We start from the raw sequence: 24,170 nt of genomic DNA, 5'->3' as shown, positions 1-24,170 counted from the left end.
AAAGTAATTGCTCCTAAACTTGAAAAATTGGAAGAAGATGTAAGTGGATTAAGAAGTGAAATAAAGAGATAGATAGTGTGCGAGGAAAAATAATTGGATTGAGAGATAAAGTGGATTCAATAACAAATATAGAAAAAGTAAAAGAAAGAATGGAGAGGATAGAAAGTAGGGATAATATAGAAGAACAATTTACAGAAAAAAAGAAGGGTAAAATATAATAAAAAGAAAAAAAGATGGGTTGATAGAGGAAAAAAGGGTAGTATAATAAAAAAAGAAAAATGATGAAAAGAATAGTAGGAAGTAATAAAAGAGAAGAAGTAATAGCCAAGAGAAAGGACTCTCTCGTGTTCGTGGTATCTTTTTGTTTTTTCCTTATAATCACAATTCCTTTTATAATCATTACAAAATTTTCTTTTATAAATTCATTTATTTTACCAGGAGTTTTTTTTATTATATTTCAATTTTCCCTTTTAGTTCTCCCCTTTAACAAACCGACTAAGGTTGCTTACCTTGTACCTCAGAGTTGGTGCGTCATTTCCCCCTTTAGCAAAGGGGGATGGGGGGGATTTTAAGAGGAATTTCCAAGCACAGCGGGGGTCAGGGGAGATTTCTTGAAATGTAAAATGAAAGATGGGAGACCAAAAACAAAAAGGATGTGATAGAAATGAAAAAAAAAGTAAAATTAAAAATTACAGAGAGGTGAATAAAATGAGAAGAAAATATTTGGAATTCCCCTCTTTAGTAAAGAGGGGTCTGGGGAGATTTTCTAAGGTGTCTGGTTTTACCTTAATAGAGTTGCTGGTGGTAATAGCGATAATAGCGATTCTTGCCGCTATGTTACTACCTGCATTAAGTAAGGCAAGAGAAAAAGCAAGACAATCAAGCTGTATGAATAACTTAAAACAATATGGAATAGCGTTTTATTTATATGCGCAGGATTTTAATGGATATTTACCCCCAGATACTTTTCCTCTTTCTTATGGTGGAGACCTTACAAGTTGGTGTAGAAATTCATTTTTTTTATCTTATATTTATGGAACAAATAGAAAGAAAGGAGCGGATTATCCAAAACCTTATATATGGATATGTCCTTCTGATAGAGTGAGGACTAATGGATATAGTTATGGAATGAATCAAGTTGCACGTTTAAAAAAATTAGATAGATGTAGAAGACCAAGCAGTACATTTCTTGCTATGGATTTTTATAGTGAATTTTGGAACCCATGGTGGAATATTGGGTTAGAAAATCCAGTTTGGAGACATAATGATGGAATAAATGTTCTTTTTGTAGATGGACATGTTGGATGGGAACATAAAAGGACTTTAGGAGGAAGAGTATTAGGTTCTGATCCAAGATTTAATGGATGGTAAAGAGTACATTATAACACATTTGATATTAAAAAATGACAGTGGGTAGTGTTAAAAAAAATAGGGAGAGGAAAAAATGAAAGGGAGGTTTCCGGTGAGAGAAAAAATAATTTTGGTGCAAATTTTATTTTTTTTGTTTTGTTTTATGCTTTTTAGCAATGAAACCTTTAAAGAAGATATAGGGAAAAAATTAAATTTTTCATTTGAATTAGTTACTGAAAACTTCATTCCCGAAAATTGGACTATCTGGAAAGTTGGAAAAGCACAAGGAATTGCAGAAATAGATGAAAACACTTTTTATGAAGGGAAAAAGTCAATAAAGATTTCAAATGCAAAGGGAACATTTGGATGGGGATATCAATCTCCATTTTCCATAGAAGAAATAAAAAGGATAGTAGGTCCTGAGATGGAGATAAAAATTTCAGTATATGTAAAAGGAGAGAATGTGTCAGGACTACCTTATATAGGATTGGACTGGTGGAGAGAATCTATAGCAGGTTGGATTTCTAAATCAGAAAAGCATTTACCAACAGGGACTTATGATTGGCAAAAAATAGAATTTGTTGTAAATCAAATTCCTCAGAATGCTAAATATTTTAGAATTCAATTAGCAACATATAGTTGTAATGGAACAATATGGTTTGATAAATTAGAGTTAACAGTTAATAATAAAAAGATTGAAGAAATTTTGGCTCAAATTTCAGAAAAAGAAAAAGCAATATCTTCTAAATCTGCCCTTGTTAGTGAGAATAGTAATGTTCGAATATGGTATGAAATACCTACCCAAAAAGTTTTTCCCGAAAGTATACCACCTATAAATAAGAGCGAAGAAATAATTATTAAATGTGCTAAAGGTGAATATGAACCTTTTCAATTAGTTTTAACACCTTATAAAAATTTTGAAAAAGTTAATATTGACTTCACGAATTTATTTTATTCTCAGAACTCAAAGGTTTTTATTAATAAAAACAATTTTTCTTGTTATGAAGTGGGAGTTATAACATATTCTATAAAAGGGAAAATTCCAGACCCATTAATACCAATAGAAAGTTTTATAGAACTAAAAGAAGGAGAGAGTAAATCTATCTGGATAAATGTATATGTTCCTGAAGGAGTAAATTCTGGGGAATATAAAGGGGAGATTATTTTGAATTTTGAAAATAAGTTAGAGTATAAAGTTCCTCTTAAATTAATAGTATGGGATTTTTCTTTACCAAAGAAAACCAACCTTGAAATTGTTGCAAATTTATGGGGTTCTCCCATATTACAAGTTGATAAAAGACCCTGGGATGAAATTCTAAAGGATTATATACCTGATATTGTTTCACACCGGATAAGAGGAGTTTCTATAGGATTACCCAATGCAAAATTTCAAAATGGGAATATGTATATTTCGAAAGAAGATTTAGAAGTTTTAGAAAAAAGAATAAAATTTTTGAAAGATTGTGGAATAGATATTTTCATTACCAGTGCAGGTCCATGGATAAATACAGGTTCAACATATATAGGACAATTAAAGTGGAATTCCGATGCAATATGGAGACCAGAATCATTAGAAATACCAATTAAAATAATGAGTGAAGATTTCAAAAAATATTATAAACAGTATCATGAAATTTTATCTGATTTTTTTGAAAAAATTAAAATAAGAGATAATGTTTTACTATATATTTATGATGAACCTAGTTATGAAGCACTAAAAAATTTATGTGAAATCTGCAAGTTTTTATCTGATATAAACCCTCCTTTAAAGATTTTTATGACTTCAGTTCCCAATGCTTTACTTAATCCTTACATAAGTGTCTGGTGTCCTCCTACTAGTTCTATTGATGATAATTTAAAATTAATGACAATGAGACAAAAGAAAGGAGAAAAAATATATCTTTATCATAATTATTTATATCTTATAAACCAGCCGGCTTTAAATTCAAGAATTATGCCTTGGATTTTATATAAATATAATTTTGATGGATATTTATTCTGGTCTATCAATGCATGGGGACAAAATCCATGGGAAATAATAAAATCAGATGGAGATGGATATCTTTTATATCCAAACTTAAAAGGGGAAGGGAAACCGTGTTCCACAATAAGATGGGAATTATGGAGAGAAGGTATAGAAGATTATGATTATTTTGTTATGTTAGAAGAAAAGATAAATAATTTAAATCAAAATAAAAATTTGGGTGTAAAGGAAAGAGAGAGTGTTCATAAAGCAGAAATAACATTATGTAAAATATATACATTAGTAAAAAGTTGGAATAATTATTCTAAAGATCCTGTTGATTACTATAATTTAAGAGAAGAAATTGCAAATTACATAATTGAATTAAACAAAATAGAAAAATTATTCTAGGAAACAAATTTGTTTTTAGTGCTGCATATTATGTGCCAAAAGATTTTGTATTAAATTTCTTTATTTTTAAAACAAAATTTAATAACAAATGCCGTATTTTCTCAAAATAAAATCTGTTTGAAATTTTAGGTTCCTTCTTAAAAAAGTCGCAATAATATTTGTCCAAATGAGCATGTGGATAAGATAATGATATTCAAAGAGATAGGAAGGAATTAAAGTTAGGAGTGAAAATTAGGTATAATTAGGGGAAGAAAAGGAGGAAAATAAAATGGAAAAGAAATTCATAATTCCAGTAAAAAAATGGCCAAAATCTTTTAAATATGTGTATCATAATAAAGGAGAATATGTTAATGACCATTGTATAATTAGAGAGAAAGAAGTATTTCATTTATTCTATATTTCAGGAGAAGTAGGTAAAGGATGCTATGATCTGGGAAATGAAATAATTATTGGACATGCTATAAGCAAAAACCTTTATAAGTGGCAAAAAGTAGAAGATGCTTTAGTTTATAATCCTCAATTACCATGGGAAAATAGAGGAATTTATGCTCCTTATGTTATTAAACATAAAAAAAGTTTTATATGTTTTATGCAAGTCATAATATAGAAAAAGCAGAGTTTATGTGCCTTGCTACTTCAAAAGATTTGTTTAACTGGGAAAAGCATCCTTTCAATCCTATTTTTCTTCCTTCAAAAGAATGGGCTTTCTGGGATATAAAAAAATCTTGTTCTTGTAGAGACCCTCATGTTATTTTTGAAAAAGAATATGGTTTTATGATGTATTATGTGGCTGATATAAAAAAAGATATAACATTTTCCTGCATTGCTGTTGCTACTTCAAATGACCTTATTCATTGGCAAGATTTAGGTCCGGTATTAATAAGAAAAAAGTCATTTTATGAAGGAACTTGTTGTAAAACTGAGTCTCCTTGTGTAATTAAGTATTCTAATAGATATTACCTCTTTTATCGGCATGGAAATGGGACAAAATTTTCTATTTCTGATAATCCATTAGATTAGGAAGGAAGAGATAGTTATTTTCTTTGTCCTTCTCATGCAAGTGAGAAATTTTTTTTAAAGAAGAAATGGTATATTACCAGTTGTTCTCGTTCTATAAAAGATATTTACCTCAAAAAACATAGAACAAAAGGACTATATATAGGTGAAATGAAATGGAAAAAAGGATGGCCAGAAGTAATTTAAATCAGTTAACTGCCTTGACTGAAAGCAGTGAATTAATAGGTAGTGTCAAAAAATAGATAAAAAAAAGATGAAAGAGAAATCCATCCTTACCTTCCTTTTTTAAAGGAAGGAGTTTCTTCTCCCTTTATTAAAGCATCTGTCCGTTGTGCTTTGTGGCGGAGGGAGAAGGCTCGCCCGTAGGGTCCTCGCTTTTGGCTACGGATTCTAAACTACGGCCGAGGGGTATGGGTGAGGGGGAAATGAACAGGTAACAAAATTCTGGCAGTGACGGAATGGAGATAGTGTCAAAAAAATAGATAAAAAAAGGGTGAGGGATATAAAGACATATAAAAGCATTAAAAGAGAAAGAAAGGCATTATAAAAGATATAGCCAATTTTGGCAGTACCCAACGGGGATGGAGGGGGATTTGGATGGGAGATTTTTCCCGGCTAAGATAGAAGGGACTGGTTTTCTATGAGAACCGGGTCCTTGAAAATAATCAAGTCCCGGTTGTTGATACAATACAATCAGGGCATGGTTTTAAAGATATTAAGTCCGATGAACAGCGGTCCGACAGAAAGATTGCGGACAGACATTGGGGAAAAAAGAGGGGGATTTCATCCTTCTCCTCTAAGGGAGAAGGCTCGTCCTCTGGACTACGCCCGAGGGTGGAGGGATGAGGGGGGATGTTGGAAAGCAAAATGTCCAAGTGAAAATTAAAAATAAGAAACAAAAAATAAAAAGGTAAAGATGGAAGAACTTTGGTTCTCTATAAGAACTGAGTTCTTGAAAGATAGAGAGGGGATTTTTAAATGGACTTGACAAAATAAAAGAGTTATTATATAAATAAAGTGAAGAAGAAATCCATCTCCATCTTTCCGTCTACAAAGATAGACGGGCAGGCATTAAAAAGGAAAGGAGTTTGGAGAGAAGAACAGGAGGTGATAGAAATGAATAGAAAGAGAGTGCGTATTTCAGCGTCCGCCGTGTCTTGTGGCGGAGGGTTTACATTGATTGAGTTGCTGGTGGTAATAGCGATAATAGCGATTCTTGCCGCTATGTTACTACCTGCATTAAGTAAGGCAAGAGAAAAAGCAAGACAATCAGTATGTATGAGTAATTTAAAACAAATAGGGACTGCGACAATGATGTATTGTCAGGACTATGATGACTGGCTTCCTTGTGGTTATGTTGCTGGTGGAGGTATTTCTGGTCAACATGATGGTTATGCAAGTGCTGATATACCTGCTTGGTATGTTCTACTTGCAAAATATTTTAATCTTCCGGTATATGATTATTATAACTTAGGAACAACAGCCAATGGACTATATAAGCCCTGTGTGTATACATGTCCAAGCCAGAAATTTAAATATCCCAATGTTCGTCCAGTTTCTTATGCTTTTCCTTTAGATACAGCATTTTATGGAATAACAATCAGAAACGATCCAGTAACAAAAATGGGAAAACTTAACAGAGTAAAAGACACATCTGCAAAAGTATGGATAGCAGATAGTTATCAAGCAAATACCTTTAATCCCTATCTACTATTGCCAGAAAAGACTTGGGAATCGTCAGGTCTTAGAAGACATAATAATGGAGGGAATTGTCTTTTTTTTGATGGGCATGTTGAATGGGTAAGTTATGAAAGGGCAAATTCTGTAGGAGGGGTAAAACCAATGTTTCTCCCATACAATTAACAGGGAGTAAAAAATGAGGTAAATCCTAACTGAACCTCATTAGAGTAGCCCTAGTTTTTAGAAGCTAAGATATCATATTACTCAATAGATATTATCAGATAAGAAAAACATAGTTATTTGCGGGATTTTAGGGATCAAGTTTATTTGGTAAAAATTCTTAGAGTTTAAGTTTTTCTTCTTTCTGTTTGTCAATACACTGATACCTATCAATGTCTCTTTTTGTTTTTTTGAAAATAAATCAAAACCTATATATATGAAGGACCTGCAGAACAATTGAAAAAAACTTGGGGGGAGTATAATGAAAACAGAATTAAAATTTGTCAATTCATAGTAGATATGTTATAGTTTAATTGATAAAAAAATTTGAACTTTAACTCTGCTTTTAATATAGTATAAAAGTGTATAAATATTTTTATCAGAAAGACCGGGTTGAGTAAATATTTCCTAGTTGATAAAGAGGAGATATATATAAGTTTAATTACAACTGTTTCTAATAGTTTTAAGCCCTTATAAGAAAAGTGTTTTCAAACAAATTCAATTAAAAAATGAGATGAATATAATAAAATATAAAAGGAGGTAAAGGGCAAATGAATATAGACAAATTTTTAAAAGAGAAGATTGCTGAAATAAAGAAAAAAGTGGTTAAAAATGAGAAAGCACTTGTTGCCACTTCTGGGGGAGTTGATAGTGTTGTTGCAGCAATTATAGCAAAAAGAGCACTTGGTGATAATCTTTATGTATTACTTTTAGATACTGGTTTTATGAGAGAAGGAGAAATTGAAGAAACAAAAAATTTTTTTGAAAAGGAAGGTATAACACTTGAAATTTGGGATGTAAAAGAGAAATTTTTTGAAGCATTGAAGGGGAAAATTGACCCGGAAGAGAAAAGAATGTCTTTTAGAGAGTGTTTTTACAAAACACTTGGACAGGCAGTTAAGAGTTATTCTGTTGATTTTTTAATTCAGGGGACTATTGCAGCAGATATTGTTGAAACACAAAAGGGAATTAAGACACAACATAATGTTCTTTCGCAAGTAGGTATAAATCCTTTATCTTTTGGACTGAAAATTATAGAGCCATTAAAAGAATTATACAAGCCCGATGTAAGAAAATTAGCAAAAGCATTAAAGTTCCCTAAAAAAATTTATGATAGGCAACCATTTCCAGGACCTGGTCTTTCAGTAAGGGTAATCGGAGAGGTAACACCAGATAGAATTAGAAAAGTAAGAATTGCGACTTCAATAGTTGAAAAAACACTTACAAGTTCAAAAATATTTCAGGTTTTTCCTGTTTTGTTATCTGATAAAGCAACAGGAATTATAAGTGGGAAAAGGGTCTATGGGGATATTATTGCAATAAGAGCAGTTGAATCAAAGGATGCAATTACTGCAAAAGTTCCCAAAATCCAATTGTCAAAATTAGAAAAAGTTATGAAAGAAATAGTTGAAAAAGTTCCAGATGTTGTAAAAGTTTTATATGATATTACTCCAAAACCCCCAAGTACAATTGAATATATTTAATTATGAACAAAGGTAAAGTTGTTATTTTAGGCGGTGGCCCAAATAGAATAGGGCAGGGGATTGAGTTTGATTATTGCTGTGTTCATGCCTCATTTGCTTTAAGAGAAGAGGGATATGAGAGTATTATGATAAACTGCAATCCAGAAACAGTCAGTACTGATTATGATACTTCTGATAAACTTTATTTTGAGCCAGTGACTGTTGAAGATGTTTTAAATATTGTTCAAAAGGAAAATCCAATTGGAGTTATCTTACAATTTGGAGGACAAACACCTTTAAATATTGCAATTCCCCTTAAAAATGAAGGAGTAAATATTCTTGGAACAAGTCCTGAAACAATTGATATGGCAGAAGACAGAAGAAAATTTAGTGCAGTGCTTAGAGAAGTTGGATTAAATCAGCCCTCTAATGGAACGGCAACCTGTTTCAAAGAAGCAGAAGAAATTGCGAACAAAATTGGTTATCCTGTTCTTGTCAGACCTTCTTATGTTCTTGGTGGAAGAGCAATGGAAATAGTTTATGATGATGTATCATTGCAGAAATTTATGGAGAAAGCAGTTGATGTTTCTCCTGATAGACCAATTTTAATTGATAAATTTCTTGAAGATGCAATTGAGATAGATGTTGATGCAATTTCCGATGGTAAAATTTGTGTTCTTGGTGGAATTATGGAACATATAGAGGAAGCAGGAGTTCATTCAGGGGATAGTGCAATGGTAACCCCCCCTTACAGTTTAAAAAAAGAAATAATTGAGGAAATTACTGAAGGAACAAAAAAACTTGCGCTTTATTTGAAAATTATAGGACTTATAAATATACAATTTGCAGTTAAAGATAATAGTTTGTATGTTTTAGAAGTTAATCCAAGAGCGTCAAGAACAATTCCATTTTTAAGTAAAGCAATAGGAGTTCCATTAGCAAAATTATCAACAAAAGTTATGATTGGCAAAACATTAGAAGAACTTGGTTTTACAAAAGAGGTAAAAATTAAACATTTTGCTGTTAAAGAGTCCGTGTTTCCATTTAATCGGCTTGGGAATGTAGATGCTACATTAGGTCCTGAAATGAAGTCAACAGGAGAAGTTATTGGTATAGATGAAAGTTTTGAGATGGCATATGCGAAAAGTCAACTTGCTGCTGGACAAAAATTACCTACGGGTGGGAATATATTTATTTCTGTGAAAGATAAAGATAAACCGGCTATTTTATCAATTGCAAAGGGTTTTTCTCAAATTGGTTTTACATTATTTGCAAGTAAGGGAACAGGAAATTATTTGAAGGAAAGAGGAATAGATGTCAAAATAATTCCTAAAATATATGAATTAGAAAGACCAAATATACTTGATTATATAAAAAATAATGAGATTGATTTAATTATCAATACTCCTTCTGGGAAAAAAACAAGAAAAGATATACTTTCAATAAGAGCAATTGCAGTTAGAAGAAATATTCCACTTGTTACAACAATCCCAGGGGCAAAAGCAACTTTTCTGGCTATAAAAAAGATAAAGAAAAGTCAAATAAATATAAAAACAATTCAAGAATATCATAAAGAAATATAGTAAATACAAAGTAAGAGGCAAAAAATAACTTATCCTCTTCGAAAAAATGAGAGTAGATTGTTTCTTCCTTTAATAAAGGAACTATCCCTTACCCACAAGTTCCCCCTTTAGCAAAGGGGGAGAGAGGGGGATTTGGGGAATTTGATAAAATCCCGTAAGCGCAACTTATCGCTTCTGCGTAGGGATGGTCTGTAAGCAAAACTCTAAACCCTTCTGTGTAAGACAATCCATCCCCACCTTCCTTTTTCAAAGGAAGGAGTTTCTTCTCCCTTTAATAAAGGGAGATAGAGAGGGATTTCATCCTTCTCCCCTGCGGGGAGAATGTAGGGATGAGGGGGTTTTTGATATTCCCCCATTGGTAAACCGACTAAAGTAGCGGAGATTAGCAAAGCAGAGTTGGTGTTACTCCCCTCTTTAAAAAAGAGGGGTGGGGGAGATTTTATAAAGGGGAATTTTTCCAGATAGCACAACGGGGATGAAGGGGGATTTTTTCCGGTTAAGATAAAAGAACATGATTCTCTCCGAAGGCTCGCCCGTTGGGCTACGCCCAGAGGGATCCTTTGGATGTGAGAACCGGGTTCTTGAAACAATAAGGAAGGGGTATTTTTCTATTTTATAAAAGAAAATTGACCTAATGGAAGTTCCTTTATACAAGAGGATTTTAGAAAATGTGGGTAAGCGGTAAATGCGAAGGAGAACATCCAATAAAAAATGGTTGGAATAATAAATTATGGTGCTGGAAATATATTCAGTATATATTCTGCAATTAAAATTTGTGGTTGTACACCCTTTTTAATTGAAAATTCTAAGGATATTAAGAAAGCAGGGATTATTGTAATTCCTGGTGTTGGTGCTTTTGACGATGGGATGAATTTTCTTATAAAAACAGGCATTGGAGAAGTAATTAAAACAGAAATAAAAAGAGGTAAATTTTTTTTAGGTATATGTTTGGGACTACAACTTTTATTTCAAAAGAGTGAAGAAGGTAATTTAAATGGACTTGGAATTTTTGATGGTATTGTTAAAAAATTCTCTTTTTCTGATATATCAATTAAAGTTCCTCATATGGGGTGGAATAAAGTAAAACAGGAGAAAAAAAATATATTATTTTCAAATATTCCAGATAACTCCTATTTTTATTTTGCTCACTCTTATTATGCTGATGTAAATAGGAAAGAAATAATTTATGGAATTACAAAACATCATATAGAATTTCCTTCAATAGTGATTGAAAATAATATAGTTGGAGTCCAATTCCATCCGGAGAAAAGTGGAAAATATGGATTACAGTTTCTAAAAAATTTCTTTTTAACTTCCTTAAAATAAATTAGCAAAGGAGACAAAATGAGTTCAGTAAGGATAATACCGTGTCTTGATATAAGAGAGGGCAAGGTTGTAAAAGGAGTACATTTTGAGAATATAAGAGAAGCAGGTGACCCTGTTGAAAATGCAAAATTTTATTGTGAGGAAAATGCAGATGAAATTGTTTTTCTTGATATAAACGCAACAATTGAAGGAAGGAAAACAACTCTTGATGTTGTTAAAAAGGTGGCTGAAGTTGTTTTTATACCATTAACTGTTGGTGGAGGAATTAGTTGTGTTAAAGACATTGAAGAATTATTGAAATCAGGAGCAGATAAAATTTCTATAAACACAGCCGCAGTAAAAAACCCATCTTTAGTAAGTGAAGCAGTTAAAAAATTTGGAAGTCAATGCATAGTTGTTGCTATTGATGCAAAGAAGGTCACAAAAGATAGTTGGGAGGTCTATATAGAAAGCGGTAAAACACCCACTGGAATTGATGTAAAGGAATGGGCAAAAAAAGTAGAGGAATTAGGAGCAGGAGAAATTCTCCTTACAAGTATAGATAGGGATGGTACCAATAGGGGATATGATATTGAACTTACGAGAAAAGTATCAGAAAATGTTAAAATACCTGTAATTGCTTCTGGTGGGGCAGGAAATTTACAACATTTAGTTGATGTTGTAAAAAAAGGGAAAGCGAGTGCTGTTTTACTTGCATCTCTTCTTCATTTCAGGAAATATTCAATATTGGAAATAAAAAAATATTTAGCCCAAAATGGTATTGAAGTTCGTTAAAAATAAGGAGGTCCGACCTCCCCAGGAGGACGGACCTCATAACCATGAAAAGTGAATTTAAAATACTTTTGCTTGATGATGGTAATAAAGGGAATTTTGTCCAGTCATATGGAATTGCAAGTGTTTTTCCTTCAACTAAAATTGAAATTTTAAAAATTGAGTTTAAGGGACCAAGATATAAATTACCAGGAAGAAAAGGGAATTACCCTGTTTTTATTAAATTTTTTAACCTTTTTTGTTTTTTTAGAATGTTTAAAATGGGCAATAAATTATTGAAATTATATTCTAAAAATCTAAAAGAATTTAGTAGAAAAAAATATGATTTTATAATTTCTTCTGGTTCTTTACTTGCACCTTTAAATATTCTGTTATCAAAAGAAACATCTTCATATTCAATTCATTTAATGGTACCATCTGGAATGCCCCTTTCTCTTTTTGACTTTCTTATAATTCCATACCATGACTTCTTAAAATTTAAAATACAAAGAAAGAATATAATTGTTACTCTTGGAGCACCAAATTTAATTAATGAGGAAATGAAGAAAAATGAATTAGATAAAATTCCTGTATCTTTAAAAGAAAAAATTAAAAAAAAACTTATAACAATAGTAATTGGAGGAGATGACCAGAATTATAGAATTTCAACAAACTGGGTAAAAAACATAAAAGAAGAAATTGATAAGATGAAAGAAAATTTTCAATTTTTTCTAACAACTTCTCGCAGAACCAATGAGAAAGTAATACAATATATTTGTGAAAATTTTATGAAAGATAAAAATTTTCTTTATATTGAAATTCCGACCATTTCAAAAGAGACATTATATCCTGAAATACTTTTTATAAGTGATATTATTATGGTAACAGAAGATAGTATTAACATGATTTCAGAAGCAGCAAGTACTGGGAAAAAGGTTATAATTTTAGGAGTAGAAAGAAAAAAGAAAAAGAAACTAATTTTTGATTTGACTATTGAAAAATTTGTAGAAGATGGTTATGCTGAATATATTCCTTTTACAGAAATTGATAAATTACCTGATATGGTTAAAATAGTTTTAAATAAAAAGTATAAAGTGTTAAATGAGGCAAAAGAATGTGTCCAAAAAATATTAAAGAGTATAAATTAAGAAGAATTCTCATAATTGGGTTAAGTTGTTTAGGAGATAATTTATTATTAACTCCTTCAATAAAAAAAATAAAAGATGCATTTCCTGATGCATCTTTTGATGTAATAATAGGTCCAAGAAGTGTTGATTTTGCTATTGATAACCCATGGTTCTCACAATATTTTGTGTATAATAAGAAGAAGGGGTTATTAAAACTTATAATGCAAGTAAGAAAAAATAGATATGACCTTATAGTTGATTTTAGAAATTCTCTTATCCCATATTTTTTAAGAGGAAAATATAAATTAACTTTTTTTCTAAAAGAGTTTTTTTCAGATAAAATATTTACACATGAGGCAGAAAGAAATTTATCTTTTATTGAACCATTTTTTGGCAGAGAAAAAAATATACAACTTTATTTCCCACTAAATAAAGTTTATAAAGATAAGGGAGAAGAAATACTTTTAAAATATGGGATAAAAAGGTCAGATAATATTGTTGTTTTATGCCCGGGAGCAAATTTTGAAGGAAAAAGGTGGGATAAAAACAAATTTGCCCAATTAGGGAAAGAGTTATTCAGATATTATGACATAAAAATAATTGCAGTTGGCTCAAAAAATGAAATTTTACTTGCAAATGAAGTTATTCAAAAAATTGATAATAAAAATGCTTTTAGTTTGGCAGGAAAAACAAATATAAGAGAACTTGCAGCAATATTGGAAATGAGTTCTTTACTTATTACAAATGATACAGGAACCATGCATTTAGCATCAGCAGTTGGATGTCCTATTGTTGCCATTTTTGGCCCAGGTAATCCTTATAGATATGGTCCAATTGGAGTTAAAAATCAGGTGGTTCATTCAGGAATGAATTGTTTTCCATGCAAAGTTGAAAGTAAATGTAAAATTGATTTTGAATGTTTAAAAAGGATAAATGTAGAACATGTTCTTAAAGCAGCAATGTTAATTCTTGACGAAAAACAGCATAGATTTTTATTTGAAATATGAAAATAATGAGGGTTTTACCTTCAATGGATTTTGGGGGAATTGAAAGAGGTGTTTATGATTTCTCAATAAAGGCGAGTGAATTAGGGCATGAAATTATAATTGTTTCTGGTTATGGTAGATTTATTCCTCAACTTATAAAAAATAAAAATATAAGGTGGTATAATCTGCCTCTGGAGAAAAAAAATATTTTAAATTTTTTTAAAGGAAGAAAAAAACTACTTAAAATAATTAAAAAAGAAATACCAGATATAATTCATGTTCAGAGCAGGTTTCCATCCTGGATAATTTGTAGTTTAAAAAGCAAGTTAGAAAATATTCCTGTTGTAACAAGTATTCATAGTATTTATCCATTTTATCTATATAGCCAATCAACAGGAAAAGGTGATTTAGTAATAGTCGTGAGTAAATTTCTTGAAGAATACGCAATAAAAAAACTTAAAGTAAATATAAATAAAATCAGGTTGGTTTACAATGGAATATCTGATGAATTTAGTAGAATAGAAAAAACGAAGAAAGAAAAAATAGTTATTGGGATGATAGGGAGATTTACAAAATCAAAGGGGTGGTTTTACTTTTTAGAAGCAGTTAAGGACTTATATTATGAAAATAAATATGATTTTGAAACAATTCTTATTGGTTCTGGAAGTAAAAGTTATGAAAAAAAAATTAAAAAATGGATAGAAAAAAATAATTTAAGTAAAAAAATAAAAATTTTAAAGTGTAATAGTATAGATGGCTTAAAATTGATAGACCTACTTGTTATTCCTTCAATAAAGGCAGAAGGATTTGGGAGAACTGTTGTAGAGGGACAATTTGCGAAAGTTCCTGTTATTGCAAGTAATATTGGTGCTATACCAGAACTGATTGAAGATAGTAAAACGGGTTTTCTTGTCTCTCCAAAAGATTCTATTTCAATTGCAGAAAAAATAAAATATTTAATGAATAATCCAGAAGTAATAGAAAAAATTACTGATAATGCATATAAATTTGTAAAAGAAAATTTTTCTGTTGATAAAATGGTAGAAAAGACATTAAATGTCTACAAGGAGTTGTTATAAGTTAGTTAAAACAGTTGATTGAGAGTAGCAAGGACAAAGTACAAAGACACAGATGAAAGACAAAAAAAGAAATCCATCCTAACCTTCCTTTACAAAAGGCCTCGCCCGTAGGTTGTAGCCTACAGGCTACGGCCGAGGGAAGGAATAGAATTGTTCCCTCTTTGAAAAGCAGGTGAAGATAGCAGAGGATAGCAATGCAGAGATAGGTGATTATTGTTTTTTAAAACAGGGATACAGGAGAAATTTTTCTCCCTATTTTCTACTTAAATATGAATGAGATTAAACGAATATTTACTCTGTTTGTCTTTTAGAAGCATCAAGGATGGTTATGCCTACAAGTTCTTCATCTTTATATCTTAACAGTATACCATCATTTGTCATTTCGCTATCAGTTGCTTTTTGAGGTCTGTTGAAATTTATATATAACACATCCGCTTCTTCATCATAATCAATCCACATTTTTTCTTTGGAAATTTTAAAAGATAGTGTGCTATTTCAAGAATCTCATTTTTTATCTCTTGATTTAAAAGTTCTTTTTCCATTTTCAGTAGACCGTATAGAAACATTATTTTTAGATTTTACAATATCCATTTATATCTCTCTGCTATCCTTATTTTATCAACGATATTGTTTTAAAATAACTAATTATTTTTCTTTGTACTTTTGTGCCTGTCAGTCAACTGTATTGACTGGCAGGCATTTAATTTGATATAAGTTATCATTTTGGTTATAATTTCCATATGAGGAAACTTCCAGATGAATTTAAAAAACTTAAAAGGATAAAAGAACCATTTAAAAGAAGATTATATTTTGTAGCGATACTAACAAAATACCTTAAAAAAGAAAAAATAAAACCAATTATAGTAGGCGGTAATGCTGTTGAGTTTTATACACTTGGTTCTTATGCCACTGGAGATATTGATATTGTTATATCAGTTCCGGAAATGGTAATAAATTTGTTATTACAATGGAATTTTAAAAAAATAGGGAGAGTATGGGTTAATGAAAATTTAGATATTGAGTTGGATATTGTTAGTGATATTCTTAGTGGAGATATCAGTAAAGTTTCAGAAGTAATTATTGATGATTTAAAGGTATATATTGAAGGCATAGAAGATATCATTATTGATAGGTTAAATGCTGCTCTATGGTGGAAGTCGGACGAAGATAAAAAATGGGCTATATTTTTATTAAAACTATATAAAGAAAAATTAGATAAAAAATATCTACAAGAACAAGCAAAAAAGGAAGGATTAATTGAGTTCTTAAAGGAAATTGAAAATGAGGAAATATAATTTCGATAAATTCAAAATGGAAAATTTGAAAAAGGCAATTTTATTGAGAGCAGAAATTTTTGGTAATAATAGTAAAAGAAGAAAAAGAAATGTAAGAGATAAAGAAGAGTGGAGTGTTTTTTTTATTTTAACTGAGGCAAGGAAGAAAAAAATGGAAAAAAAGGGAGAATTAATAGAAAAAAACAAAAGAACATACAAGTTAAAAATCTAACATGCCACAAAAAATTCTAATAATAAAAACAGGTGCATTAGGCGATATAATTTTATCTTCTGTTTTTTTTCAGACAGTGAAAAAAAATTTTCCTGATGCAGATATATATATTATAACAAAAAAAATTTATAATGAAATGGTTGAAAACTACCCAATTTTCAAAAAAATTATATGCCTTTCCAATAAATTTATTTTAGACCTTATTAAAGTATATCCTTTAAAAAGAAAAAAATTTGATATTATTTTTGACCTTAATGGTAATTTAAGAACAAATTTTTTATCATTCTTTATTGGGGGAAGAAAAAGATATGGATTTTATAGGACAAAATTAGGGAAAAAACTTTTGACAAATGGAATAAATAAAAAAGATATAATTGAAAAAAATCCAATTGATAGACAATTTCTACTTTTAAACTACTTAAACATTAGTTCTGAAAATTATGTTAAGGTACCAAAAATATACCTTAATGAAACAGATAAAAAAAAATTTGAAAATTTCAAAAGAGAAGTTGGTTTTAATGAAAATTATAACTGGATTGCTATTCATCCTCTTTCAAGTGAAAAATGGAAAACAAAGAGATGGGGTATAGACAGATTTGCAGAACTATCAGATATTCTAATTAAAAATGGGTATAAAGTTGTGATAATAGGTGATAAAAATGGTATTGAATATGTAAATCAAATTATCAAAAAAATGAAATACAAACCCTTAAATTTAGTTGGAAAAACAAATTTTACCAATCTTTGTTTTCTATTGTCAAATGTTAAAATTTTAATTACAGGTGATAGTGGACCTCTTCATATAGGAGCAGCACTTGGAATAAGAACATTGGGTTTATATGGAGCATTTTTGCCAGAGAGACATTGCCCAAATTTACCTAATGTCTCTTACATATATAAAAAAGTTGCTTGTAGTCCCTGTTATAAAAGAAAATGTGATAAAATGTTATGTATGAAAGAAATAAAAGTTGAAGATGTTTTAGAATATATCTTCAAGGAAAATCAAAAATAGATGAATAAGAAATAAATCCCCTTTCTTTTATTAAGGGTAAGTGTTATTCTTTCCTTTTGTAAAGGCCTCGCCCGTATGGTCCTTGCTTTTGGCTACGGGTCCCTCTGGACTACGGCCGAGGGATGGATTAAGAAGGCGAAAATAAAAGACAGAGAAACAATATATAAAAACAATAGGAAAATTTGGAAGTTTATAAATTAAAGGACTGGAAAATGAAAATAGGAATAATTGGAGCAGGATGGTGGGGAAAAAATTTAGTAAGAGTTTCTTATGAATTAGGAGTTCTCAAAACTGTTTGTGATATTGATGAAAGAACACTTAATGATATAAAGGTGAAATATAATGAAGTAAAAACAACAAAAAATTTTGATGAAATCTTTATGGATAAAGAAATAAATGGAGTTATTATTTCAAGTTCAGCAGAGACCCATTATTCCCTTGTAAAGAAAGCAATTCTTTCTGGTAAAAATGTTTTTGTGGAAAAGCCACTATCTTTGAAAGTAAGTGATGGCAAAGAAATTGTTGAGTTAGCAGAAAAAAATAAAATTATTTTGATGGTAGGACATATTTTACATTATCATCCAGCAGTAATAAGGATGAAAGAAATGATAAAATATGGAGAAATTGGGCAAATCCAATATATTTATTCAAACCGACTGAATATAGGAAGAATAAGAAATGAAGAAAATATTTTATGGAGTTTTGCTCCTCACGATATTTCTCTTCTTTCATCAATAACAGGACAACTGCCCGATAAGGTTTTTTCTTTTGGAGGGACTTACTTACCTCATAATGTTGAAGATGTTACTTTAACTTTTTTTTCTTTTCCTTCTGGAATAAAAGGTCATATTTTTGTTTCATGGCTTAATCCTTTTAAAGAACAAAAATTTGTTGTTGTCGGAAACAAAAAAATGATTGTTTTTGACGATATTGAGAAAGAAAGAAAACTTGTTGTTTATTCTCATAAAATTAACTGGAAGGAAAACGAAATTCCAACAATAGAAAAATGTGAAGGTGAAGTTATAGAGATAGAAAAAAAAGAGCCATTAAAAGAAGAAATAAAACATTTTTTAAATTGTATTGAAAAAGGTGAAAAACCATTGACAGATGGGAGAGAGGGTTTAGGAGTTCTGGCAGTTCTTGAAATGGCGGAGAAATCATTAAGGAGTAATTGATATTTTAATTTCTCTCCTTAATACTTCCCCCTTTAACAAACCGACTAAAGTAGCGAGGATTGGCAGGGCAGAGTTGGTGCGTCATCCAAAAATACTCCCCTCTTTTATAAACCGACTGAAGTTGCTTACCTTGTGCCTCAGAGTTGGTGCGTCATCGTTTCTTAGATAGCACAACAGGGGCGAGGGGAGATTTATAGCAAGCACAACGGGGATAGAGGGGATTTTAAGAAAGAATAAGATAAAAGGACCTGGTTCTCTGTAAGAACCGGGTCCTTGAAAACAGGGATTTTATTTCCTTTCTTATTCCTTCTCCCCAGTCTCTGTCCGCCGTGCGGTGTGGCGGAGGGGAGAAGGCGGGGATGAGGGGGGGTTGATATTTCCTACCTTTTATAACTCCCTCCTTTCTTAAAGGAGGGTTGGGGTGGATTTCCAGGATAGCACAACGGGGTAGGGGGATTTAATTTCTCTCTTTATAAAAGGAGGGATTTATTGTTATTCCCCCTTTTGAAAAGGGGGGGAAGGGGGGATTTTGAGGGATTTTTGAATTTAGTACCTAAAAGTATAAATGGAGATTAACAAATAGAAATTACTATAAATAACAATAAATATAAAAATTTTTTAAATTTGGAGGAGAAATGAGTAAAGTTTTTATTCATCCGACTTCTGTTATTGATGAAAATGTTGAGATTGGAGAAGGAACAAAAATATGGCATTTTTCTCATATTTTAAAAGATACAGTAATTGGTGAAAATTGTGTAATAGGTCAAAATGTGATGATAGGACCTGATGTCAAAGTAGGCAATGGATGTAAAATTCAAAATAATGTCTCTATCTATAAAGGGGTAGTTTTGGAGGACTATGTTTTTTGTGGTCCCTCCTGTGTTTTTACAAATGTTATAAATCCAAGAGCATTTATTGAAAGGAAAAATGAATTTATGACTACAATTGTAAAGAAAGGAGCAACAATTGGAGCAAATGCAACAATAATCTGTGGGATAACCATAGGTAAATATGCACTTATCGGAGCAGGGGCAGTTGTATCAAAAGATGTTTCTGACTATGCATTAGTTGTTGGAGTCCCTGCAAAACAAATTAGATGGGTTTGTAAATGTGGAACAACATTAAAATTTGATGGAAAAATTGCTACCTGTAATTATTGTGGAAACAAATATAAATTAGAAAATAATATATTATTACCTGTAAAGGAGAAGTAAAAAATAGTAAGTATAAATGAAAAGCAGAAAGGCACAAGGAAAGAGTAAAAAATTCCCCCTCACCCTAACCCTCTCCCCGCAGGGGAGAGGATTGAGATGAGGGGGCAGAAGAGAGGGGAATATATTTCCTTCTCCCCAAAGGGGAGAAGGCTCGGATGAGGGGGGTTTGATATTTTCCCCTTTGTAAAACCGACTAAGGTAGCGAGGAATAGCAAAGCAGAGTTGGTGCGTGATGTCTTTTCCAAGCACAACGGGAGTTAGAGGGGATTTGAAGGGGGATTTTTTCCGGCTAAGATAGAAGAACATGGTTCTCTCCGAAGGCTCGCCCGTTGGGCTACGCCCAGAGGGATCCTTTGGATGTGAGAATCTGGTTCTTGAAACAATAAGGAAGGGAGTATTTTTCTATTTTATAAAAGAAAATAGAGCAAAGTGAATCTCTTTACCCAAGAGGATTTTAGAAGATGTGGGTAAGGGATAGGTAAAAGGGATGAGAGCAAGATTTCAATATGCACAACTTATAAGGAGAAAATATAATGGATAACAAAAAGCAAATACCAGTCGTTGATTTAAAATTAGAATATGACTATATGAAGGATGAAATAAATTCAGCTATACAAAAATGTTTAGAACACCAGAAATGGATTTTAGGGCCAGAAGTAAATGACTTAGAAGAGAAAATTTCTAATTATCTTTCAGTCAAATATTGTATAGGAACATCTTCTGGGACAGAAGCATTGGTTCTTTCATTAAGAGGTCTTGCAATAAAATTAAAAGGTAGGGAATTTTTTAACAAAGAGGACTTAATAATTACAACCCCTTTTACATTTACAGCCACAGGCGATTCAATTTTAAGAAGTGGAGCAACTCCTTTATTTGTTGATGTTGATTTAAATACATACAATATTGATGTCTCAAAAATTGATGATGTCTTAACTAAATCACCATATAAAGGGAAAATAATAGGAATTTTGCCTGTCCATTTATATGGATTGGCATCAAATATGGATAAGATAATGGAAATTGCACAAAAATATAATCTTTTTGTAGTAGAAGATACTGCACAAGCATTTGGGGGGAGTTGGAAAGGCAAAAAATTGGGTTCTATTGGAAATTGTGGTTGTTTAAGTTTTTTCCCAACGAAGAATTTAGGTGGCTTTGGAGATGGTGGAATGATTAGCACAAATGATGAAGAAATAAATGATATTATAAGATGTCTTATAAAACATGGAGGAAAAGACAAGTATAATGTTGAACATATTGGTTATAATGCTCGTCTTGATACAATTCAGGCAGCAATATTATTGGCAAAACTAAAGTATGTAGAAGAATTTAACAAAAAAAGAAGAGAAATTGCAAACATCTATAATGAGAATTTTAAAGATATTGAAGAAATAGAAACACCAGCAGATTTAGAAGAGGGATATAATGTTTATCATCAGTACACAATAAAAGTAAGACATTGCAAGAGAGATGAAGTAAAAAAATATTTAGAACAACAGGGAATAAGTTCAATGATTTATTATCCTATTTCTTTGCATAAAATGAAAGTATTTGAGGGGAGATGCGAAATTTATGGTTCTCTTGAAAATTCAGAAAAATTATGTAAAGAAGTATTAAGTTTACCAATAGAACCATTATTTGGAAGAAGCGAAATTGAATATATTGTAAAAAAAGTCAAAGAATTTTTTAAATACGAAAAATGAAATTATTAAGCATAGTAGGAGCAAGACCACAATTTATAAAACTTATGCCATTAGTTAGAGAATTTAAAAAATCATCTTTTAAGTCCTCTCATGTACATAAAATTCTTCATACAGGACAACACTATGACTATCTTATGAATAAACTTTTTTTTGATGAATTTGGTCTACCACAACCAGATTATAATTTAGAAATTGGTTCTGGGCTACATGGTTATCAAACAGGAGAAATGTTAAAGAAAATAGAAAGCGTGCTATTAAATGAAAAATTTGATATTGTTATTGTTTATGGAGACACAAATTCAACATTGGCAGGTGCTTTAGCATCTGTAAAATTAAAAATTCCTGTGGCACATATTGAATCTGGATTAAGAAGTTATAACAAACATATGCCAGAAGAAATAAACAGGGTTTTAACAGACCATATATCTGATTTTCTTTTTTGCCCAACTTCAACTGCAGTAGAAAATTTAAGAAGAGAAGGAATTAAGAGGAATATATTTCTTGTAGGCGATATTATGTTTGATTCATTAAAAATATCTCTTATGATAGCAGAAAAGAAAAAAATAGAAATAATAGAAAAGTTAAATTTAAAACCAAAAGAATATATACTTGCTACTATTCATAGAGCAGAAAATACAGATAATAAAGAAAAATTATGTAATATCTTTTCATATTTTGGAGAAATATCAAATAAAATAATGCCAGTTATAGTTCCACTTCATCCAAGAACAAAAAAGATGTTAGGGTTATATGAAAAAGAAAAAGATTTTAAAAAAATAAAAATAATAGAGCCCGTCTCTTACTTTGAAATGTTAATGCTTGAAAAAAAAGCAAAAATTATACTGACAGATTCAGGCGGAGTACAAAAAGAAGCATTTTGGTTAGGAATACCCTGTATAACATTAAGAGATGAAACGGAATGGGTTGAAACAGTGAAAACAGGTAAAAATATACTTGTTGGAACAGATAAAAAGAGAATTTTAAGGGCAGTAAAGAAGTTTTATAAATTGGATAATACATCTTCAAGTAAAATAAACAAAAAGAAAAATGTCTCTTTAAAAATTCTAAAAATTTTGTTTTCAAAAACAAAATAAGTTAAAATACATCCAAATGGACATACAAAAAGAAAAAATTAGAAATAAAATATTTTTTATAACTGGTGGAGCAGGATTTATTGGTTCCAGTTTTATAAAAGAAATTATTGAAAATAATGAAGTTATTGTTTATGACAATTTAGATAGGGATTCATTAACAAAAAGAGAGTTTTTCCATTCTAAAAATCTTACTTTAATAAAAGGTGATATTCTTAACTTTTCTAAACTTAAAAAATCAATACCCAAGGACATTAATTTTGTTATACATATGGCTGCAATTGCTGGTGTAGATACAGTAATAAAAAACCCAGTGAAAACAATGGAAATAAATATAATAGGCACTTATAATTTGTTAAAAGCACTTTATGAAAAAAAACTTATAAAAAAAATTGAAAGATTTATTAACTTTTCTACAAGTGAAGTTTTTGGTGTAAATGCAATTAGAGTAGAAGAAAAACAACCTTCTAATTTACAACCAGTTGGAGAAGCAAGATGGAATTATGCTATAAGTAAATTAGCAGGTGAATTTTTAACATTTAGTTATTATGATAAATTTGGATTAAATTGTACTATTTTAAGACCTTTTAATATTTATGGTCCAGGACAAATTGGGGAAGGAGCAATTCATCATTTTGTTGTAAGGGCAATAAAAAATGAGCCATTATTAATTCATGGAAATGGAGATCAAATAAGGTCATGGTGTTATATTGATGATATGGTTGAAGGTATTAAATTATGCATAATTAAAGAAAAAGCGATAGGGGAGGTTTTCCATATTGGAAACCCAAGAGGTACAATTACAGTTTTGTCCTTAGCTGAAAAAATAGTGCAATTAGCCAATTCAAAATCAAAGTTAATATATATAGAAAAAAAATATTCAGATGTTGAAATAAGGATTCCAGATATTAGAAAATCAATGCAACTTTTACACTTTAAACCAAAAGTTGATTTAAATGAAGGAATTAAAAAAACTATTGAATGGTATAAAAAACAGGAGATTTTATGATTAGGCTTACAATACCTGAAATTGATAACGAGGAAATTGAAGCTGTTAGAAAGGTATTAAACTCAGGATGGTTGATTCAGGGCGAAAAGGTAAAACAATTTGAAAAATTAGTAGCAGATTTTGTGGGCGTCCAGCATGCTATAGCAGTTAATTCAGGAACATCTGCTCTACATTTGTCACTCTTATCATTAGGTCTGTTGGAGGGTGATGAGATAATTACCTCTGATTTCACCTTTACGGCTACGGCTAATGTGATAGAGATAGTTAGAGCAAAACCAATATTTGTAGATATTGATTTGAATACTTATAACCTTGATGTATCTCAAATAGAAAAGAAAATTACTCATCATACAAAAGTTATTATACCAGTACACCTTTATGGACAGGTAGCAGATATGAAAACGATCCTTGATTTAGCTCACAGGTATAATTTAAAAATTATAGAAGATGCTGCTCCTGCTTTGGGCTCGACATATAAGATAAATGACGAAGTGAGAAAAGCAGGG

The 24,170-nt window shown here is 30.7% G+C and carries 22 protein-coding genes and 1 pseudogene; 22 read left to right on the top strand and 1 reads right to left on the bottom strand.

Features of this window, described 5'->3' with window-relative positions; translation table 11 throughout:
* The first annotated feature begins 77 nt into the window (after positions 1-77).
* The 13 genes and pseudogenes from PLW95_02820 (at position 78) to PLW95_02760 (ending at position 14,954) form a co-directional block, all read left to right on the top strand.
* Entirely contained in the window at positions 78-218 is a 141-nt protein-coding gene (locus PLW95_02820) for a hypothetical protein (protein HOV21597.1), read from the top strand.
* A gap of 490 nt (positions 219-708) precedes the next feature.
* Complete coding sequence (locus tag PLW95_02815; protein ID HOV21596.1) at positions 709-1,371, top strand: DUF1559 domain-containing protein; 663 nt, start codon at positions 709-711, stop codon at positions 1,369-1,371.
* Positions 1,372-1,444: 73 nt separating this feature from the next.
* Positions 1,445-3,724 carry a DUF6067 family protein gene (locus PLW95_02810; protein HOV21595.1) on the top strand — a complete coding sequence of 760 codons (2,280 nt, stop codon included), beginning with the start codon at positions 1,445-1,447 and terminating at the stop codon, positions 3,722-3,724.
* A 268-nt stretch (positions 3,725-3,992) separates the two neighbouring features.
* Positions 3,993-4,331 carry a hypothetical protein gene (locus PLW95_02805; protein HOV21594.1) on the top strand — a complete coding sequence of 113 codons (339 nt, stop codon included), beginning with the start codon at positions 3,993-3,995 and terminating at the stop codon, positions 4,329-4,331.
* A complete protein-coding gene (locus PLW95_02800) occupies positions 4,307-4,744 on the top strand; it encodes a hypothetical protein (GenBank protein ID HOV21593.1) in 438 nt (145 codons plus the stop codon). The genes PLW95_02805 and PLW95_02800 overlap by 25 nt, the downstream gene beginning before the upstream one ends.
* Before the next feature lie 1,113 nt (positions 4,745-5,857).
* Entirely contained in the window at positions 5,858-6,604 is a 747-nt protein-coding gene (locus PLW95_02795) for a DUF1559 domain-containing protein (protein HOV21592.1), read from the top strand.
* A gap of 587 nt (positions 6,605-7,191) precedes the next feature.
* A complete protein-coding gene (locus tag PLW95_02790) occupies positions 7,192-8,124 on the top strand; it encodes an ATP-binding protein (protein ID HOV21591.1) in 933 nt (310 codons plus the stop codon).
* Between the two features lie 14 nt (positions 8,125-8,138).
* A pseudogene (carB, locus tag PLW95_02785) lies at positions 8,139-9,686 on the top strand (carbamoyl-phosphate synthase large subunit).
* A gap of 711 nt (positions 9,687-10,397) precedes the next feature.
* Complete coding sequence (gene hisH, locus PLW95_02780) at positions 10,398-11,012, top strand: imidazole glycerol phosphate synthase subunit HisH (GenBank protein HOV21590.1); 615 nt, start codon at positions 10,398-10,400, stop codon at positions 11,010-11,012.
* A gap of 18 nt (positions 11,013-11,030) precedes the next feature.
* Entirely contained in the window at positions 11,031-11,786 is a 756-nt protein-coding gene (hisF, locus tag PLW95_02775) for an imidazole glycerol phosphate synthase subunit HisF (protein ID HOV21589.1), read from the top strand.
* 44 nt (positions 11,787-11,830) lie between these two features.
* Positions 11,831-12,910, top strand: a complete 1,080-nt coding sequence (locus PLW95_02770) for an ELM1/GtrOC1 family putative glycosyltransferase (GenBank protein ID HOV21588.1) — start codon at positions 11,831-11,833, stop codon at positions 12,908-12,910.
* Entirely contained in the window at positions 12,877-13,896 is a 1,020-nt protein-coding gene (locus PLW95_02765; GenBank protein HOV21587.1) for a glycosyltransferase family 9 protein, read from the top strand. The genes PLW95_02770 and PLW95_02765 overlap by 34 nt, the downstream gene beginning before the upstream one ends.
* A gap of 5 nt (positions 13,897-13,901) precedes the next feature.
* Positions 13,902-14,954 carry a glycosyltransferase family 4 protein gene (locus PLW95_02760; protein ID HOV21586.1) on the top strand — a complete coding sequence of 351 codons (1,053 nt, stop codon included), beginning with the start codon at positions 13,902-13,904 and terminating at the stop codon, positions 14,952-14,954.
* Positions 14,955-15,245: 291 nt separating this feature from the next.
* On the opposite strand, the gene PLW95_02755 is transcribed toward PLW95_02760, so the two are convergent.
* Positions 15,246-15,413, bottom strand: coding sequence for a DUF2283 domain-containing protein (locus PLW95_02755; protein ID HOV21585.1), 168 nt, complete (start codon positions 15,411-15,413; stop codon positions 15,246-15,248).
* Positions 15,414-15,694: 281 nt separating this feature from the next.
* On the opposite strand from PLW95_02755, the gene PLW95_02750 reads away from it, so the two are divergent.
* The 9 genes from PLW95_02750 to PLW95_02710 all read left to right on the top strand — a co-directional run.
* A complete protein-coding gene (locus PLW95_02750) occupies positions 15,695-16,249 on the top strand; it encodes a hypothetical protein (protein ID HOV21584.1) in 555 nt (184 codons plus the stop codon).
* Complete coding sequence (locus PLW95_02745; GenBank protein HOV21583.1) at positions 16,236-16,460, top strand: hypothetical protein; 225 nt, start codon at positions 16,236-16,238, stop codon at positions 16,458-16,460. The genes PLW95_02750 and PLW95_02745 overlap by 14 nt, the downstream gene beginning before the upstream one ends.
* A gap of 1 nt (position 16,461) precedes the next feature.
* On the top strand, positions 16,462-17,472 hold the full coding sequence (locus PLW95_02740) for a glycosyltransferase family 9 protein (protein HOV21582.1): 1,011 nt from the start codon (positions 16,462-16,464) through the stop codon (positions 17,470-17,472).
* Between the two features lie 212 nt (positions 17,473-17,684).
* Positions 17,685-18,647, top strand: a complete 963-nt coding sequence (locus tag PLW95_02735) for a Gfo/Idh/MocA family oxidoreductase (GenBank protein HOV21581.1) — start codon at positions 17,685-17,687, stop codon at positions 18,645-18,647.
* Positions 18,648-19,282: 635 nt separating this feature from the next.
* The gene (locus tag PLW95_02730; protein HOV21580.1) at positions 19,283-19,861 is read left to right on the top strand and encodes an acyltransferase; all 579 of its coding nucleotides are present in this window, start codon (positions 19,283-19,285) and stop codon (positions 19,859-19,861) included.
* 533 nt (positions 19,862-20,394) lie between these two features.
* A complete protein-coding gene (locus PLW95_02725) occupies positions 20,395-21,564 on the top strand; it encodes a DegT/DnrJ/EryC1/StrS family aminotransferase (protein HOV21579.1) in 1,170 nt (389 codons plus the stop codon).
* Positions 21,561-22,658 carry a UDP-N-acetylglucosamine 2-epimerase (non-hydrolyzing) gene (gene wecB, locus PLW95_02720; protein HOV21578.1) on the top strand — a complete coding sequence of 366 codons (1,098 nt, stop codon included), beginning with the start codon at positions 21,561-21,563 and terminating at the stop codon, positions 22,656-22,658. The genes PLW95_02725 and wecB overlap by 4 nt, the downstream gene beginning before the upstream one ends.
* Positions 22,659-22,674: 16 nt before the next feature.
* Positions 22,675-23,664, top strand: a complete 990-nt coding sequence (locus PLW95_02715; protein HOV21577.1) for a GDP-mannose 4,6-dehydratase — start codon at positions 22,675-22,677, stop codon at positions 23,662-23,664.
* Positions 23,661-24,170, top strand: a 510-nt coding sequence (locus PLW95_02710) for a DegT/DnrJ/EryC1/StrS aminotransferase family protein (protein ID HOV21576.1), incomplete at its 3' end; no start/stop codon positions are given. The genes PLW95_02715 and PLW95_02710, both read left to right, overlap by 4 nt.

It is taken from the genome of bacterium (assembly GCA_035370465.1).
Lineage (GTDB): Bacteria > Ratteibacteria > UBA8468 > B48-G9 > JAFGKM01 > JAGGVW01.
The sequence above is the reverse complement of the archived record's forward strand: the minus strand, read 5'-3'. Positions and strand labels throughout refer to the sequence as shown.